This window comes from Acinetobacter sp. WCHAc060033 (genome assembly GCF_004209125.1).
In the GTDB taxonomy this organism is placed as follows: domain Bacteria; phylum Pseudomonadota; class Gammaproteobacteria; order Pseudomonadales; family Moraxellaceae; genus Acinetobacter; species Acinetobacter wuhouensis.
In genome coordinates, this window is sequence record NZ_SGSW01000120.1 from 1 (window position 1) to 2,457 (window position 2,457).

General features: G+C 34.9%; 3 protein-coding genes. All 3 read right to left on the reverse strand.

Annotated elements, in window-relative coordinates; translation table 11 throughout:
- Positions 1 to 95: 95 nt before the first annotated feature.
- The 3 genes from EXE10_RS20645 to EXE10_RS20655 all read right to left on the reverse strand — a co-directional run bounded on the left by EXE10_RS20645 (position 96) and on the right by EXE10_RS20655 (position 2,016).
- Positions 96 to 398 carry a helix-turn-helix domain-containing protein gene (locus tag EXE10_RS20645; protein WP_001140620.1) on the reverse strand — a complete coding sequence of 101 codons (303 nt, stop codon included), beginning with the start codon at positions 396 to 398 and terminating at the stop codon, positions 96 to 98.
- Positions 391 to 747 carry a type II toxin-antitoxin system RelE/ParE family toxin gene (locus tag EXE10_RS20650; protein ID WP_000269911.1) on the reverse strand — a complete coding sequence of 119 codons (357 nt, stop codon included), beginning with the start codon at positions 745 to 747 and terminating at the stop codon, positions 391 to 393. Before EXE10_RS20650 ends, EXE10_RS20645 begins: the two co-directional genes overlap by 8 nt.
- A gap of 612 nt (positions 748 to 1,359) precedes the next feature.
- A complete protein-coding gene (locus EXE10_RS20655; RefSeq protein ID WP_086197754.1) occupies positions 1,360 to 2,016 on the reverse strand; it encodes an endonuclease III domain-containing protein in 657 nt (218 codons plus the stop codon).
- Positions 2,017 to 2,457: the final 441 nt, after the last annotated feature.

Consider the following 2,457-nt stretch of genomic DNA (forward strand, 5'->3'; position numbering starts at 1 on the left):
GAACGGGGTGTGAATGTTGATCACACGACTATTTACCGTTGGGTTCAACGTTATACGAATCTAAAAATGGGAGCCTATAGCTCCCATTTTTATTGTTAAACGTTGAATCCTATATGTTTTCCTGTTGGAAGCTCTACATCAATACGGAGCTTCCCACCCATTGCCTCAACATACTTTTTCATGGTTGAAATCTTAAGATCATTGCCACGATTTTCTATTGCTGAAAGCGATGGCTGTTTTATTCCCAAAGTTTCAGCAAGCTCTTTTTGAGAAATTTCGAGTTCTTCACGAATAAGATGAAGCTGATTTTCTAGCAGTAATTCATCTGCCATTTTTTGAATACGGGCTTGGCTCTCTGGAGAGCGGCTAGCTAACAATTCTTGCAGAGTCTTAGCCATTAGATTTATCTCCTAGGGTAGTGAGATGAAGTTGGTATTGTTCATCTGCAATATCCAGCATGTCTTTATAAAAACGCTTTTTACCGCCTTTATCAGCAATACATAGAACAATAGCCTGTCGTAAGGGATCAAATGCGAAGAAAGCTCTTAAGGGTCTACCGCGATGTTGAACGCGCAGTTCTTTCATATTGGTAAATTTAGACTCATACACAGTATCTACTAAAGGGCGGCCTAAACTCGGCCCCTGCTGCTGTAGAACAACCAGGGCAGCTAGGACCTTCTCTTGAGTAGATTCATCTTGCTGTTCAAGCCACTGATTAAATAGATCTGTCGTAATGACTGTCCACATACCACAACCAAAATATAGATTATAGTCTATATTTTAGAGGCATTATGCTTGTTTTGCAAATGAGAAATGATAGGTAATAAAAAACCCCGGCATCCTGCCGGGGTTTTTTATTGTCGCTGATTGTGCTGTTGTACCCTCTGGTCCATGTGCAATAACTTATAATTTTTGTTTTATGTTATGGAACTTCCTGTTCCTGATGAGTTCATCATAGGGAAATTCCACTGTTCCAGGTAGCCGCAAAGAGCCGATATGTATGTGCGTCAGGGCGTACAAAATAGCCTAAATTTTATCCACAAAAAATGTGGATAATTTGGGACATTGAGGCATTGATAAAATTTGAAAAAACTCAAAATTGACTATTTTTTAAACAATTTTATTGGCAAGAACTATCAAAACTGCTCATAAAAAAGCTGACTTGTTTCCAAGTCAGCTTTTCGACATCGTCGAGCATCACCACTATAACACAAGTGTATGATTTTTATATATTTAAAATATGCGTTTCGTATAACCACCATTATGTTAAATGAGGTACTTACATACGTCATTCCTCTCTAATTTCTACTGTATGGAATAATTCAATCAGTTTAGTATTAATGAAGTAGATATAAAACATCATCCGATGGTTTTATAAGAACAATAATTACATATGACACATTCTTCACATTTAGGTTTTCTTGCATGACATACTTTCATGCCATGTTGAATTAACCATTCGTGAGCATGCTTTTTAAATTCAATTGGTGTGATGGTATTTATAGTCTCAGCTGCAATTTCAGCCGAAGATGTTTTCACGATACCTAGCCTATTTAGTAGTCTTAAAATGTGCGTATCTACAGCGATACTAGGGGTGTCGAATACAAAATTCATCATAATATCTGCAACCTTTGGCCCAACTCCTTGCAATGAGAGTAAGTCTTTTTTGTTGCTTGGTATCTCACCATTAAACTTAGTAATAATCTGATGAGCCATAACTTTTAGGTTTTTAGTTTTACGATTGTAATGTGCTACAGGTTTAATTATTTCTCTTAATTCTTCATCCTCTAGTTTTAATAGTTCCTCAAATGTTGATACCTTTTCATATAACGGAACGCATGCTTTTACAACTCTGCTAGTCGTAGTCATAGTTGATAAGCAGACAGAAACCAGACTTTTAAAAGGATTGCTTGATAATCCATTGGTCATCCATGGATCATCTGTATTCTCGAAAATTTCATAGGTCTGGCTTAAGATTAAGTAAATTTTCGAAATTTTTTCTGGATTTGTAGTCATGAAAGAAATCTAAACTATTAAAAGTGCTTTAACTTTATAAAAATTTAAGAAAAAATGTCAGTATTACTTTTCATTTTTATTAGTAGATAAAAGATCATTTATAAAAAATTGAACTTACACAAATAGTTTACAAGCTCTGGTTAAGATTTTCTAAAATTAACATAATACACCTTATACGAAATTAATTAAAAATTTGTTTTAATTCAATGGTATATAACATTTTTAAAAGCCCATATCCTCCGGATTGGGCTTTTTTAATGAATTATCAAGTTCCACGCTCATTATTTGTGATGAGTACCGTAAAAGAACCCAGTCAAAATTCTGTGTAACTGCTATTTGCTAACAGGAATCTCAATCTCTCACAGAGGTGGATCAGGAAATTTGAACAACACCTATAAGTGATATTTTGCTCCCCGAATGATGTTATAAACATCGATATAA

Bases quoted from the DNA above. Each gene is read 5' to 3' on its own strand.
- EXE10_RS20655 (WP_086197754.1), bottom strand. From the start codon at position 2,016: ATGACTACAAATCCAGAAAAAATTTCGAAAATTTACTTAATCTTAAGC.
- EXE10_RS20645 (WP_001140620.1), bottom strand. From the start codon at position 398: ATGGCTAAGACTCTGCAAGAATTGTTAGCTAGCCGCTCTCCAGAGAGC.
- EXE10_RS20650 (WP_000269911.1), bottom strand. From the start codon at position 747: ATGTGGACAGTCATTACGACAGATCTATTTAATCAGTGGCTTGAACAG.